Here is an 801-nt window from a genome sequence, read left to right as displayed (position 1 = left end):
TGCATGGTCTGGGCTTTGAACATGGGGCGATCACGCCGGACCTGATCCATATCTCCTCCGAGGGCGATGTGCGGATCACCGGGCCGATCCTGCTGACCAGCCTGGCCAGCCCGACGATCCACGAGGCTTCGGGGGCCGAGGTTCCGAACCCGTTCATCGCACCGGAACTGCTGGAAAATCCCTATGGCGTGACGGTGAAATCCGACCTCTATGCGCTGGCCGCCAGCTTTTACAACGCGATCACCCGCCGCCCACCGCCCGATGCCAAATCGCGGGCCGAGGCGGCGGCGCTGAAAGTGGCCGACAATTACAGCCCGCTGCGCAAAGTGGCGGTGCTTTATCGCCCGGCCTTCCGCCGCGCCTTGGATGCGGCGATGGGCTATGATCCGGCCGAACGCCCGAACACGGCGGAAAATTGGCTGGCCCATATCCGCGAAGACGCCATGGACGAGGTGGCAACCCCGATCAACGAAAGCTTCTTGGCCAATCTGGTTGCAGGCGAAACCGTGCCGGAACCGGTGGTCGAACCTGTCGTGACACCCGCCGCGGAACCCGCGGCCCAACCGGAACCGGCGCCGGTTCATGCGCCTGTGGCCGAAGCGGTGGTGCCATCGCGCCCCGTGCAAGCCGACAACCTGCAACCGGACCTCACGCCGCCCGCCGCGACGGCCCCGCTGCGGCGCGAGACGGCACCGCCAATGTCACGCCCGGCTGAAACGGCCTCGGTGGGGACTGCGACGCAAAAGTCGAACATGGGCGTGCTTCTCGGCGCGGGCGGGCTTGTGGCTGTCCTGGCCGTGG

1 protein-coding gene is annotated in these 801 nt (G+C 66.9%); it reads left to right on the top strand.

Annotated elements, in window-relative coordinates:
• Positions 1 to 801 (top strand): serine/threonine-protein kinase (locus IE095_RS18115; protein WP_505825561.1); only part of this gene is annotated, 801 nt, incomplete at both ends.

This window comes from Neogemmobacter tilapiae (assembly GCF_014652215.1).
Taxonomy (GTDB): Bacteria; Pseudomonadota; Alphaproteobacteria; order Rhodobacterales; family Rhodobacteraceae; genus Neogemmobacter; species Neogemmobacter tilapiae.
This window is presented reverse-complemented; position numbering and strand designations above follow the sequence as displayed.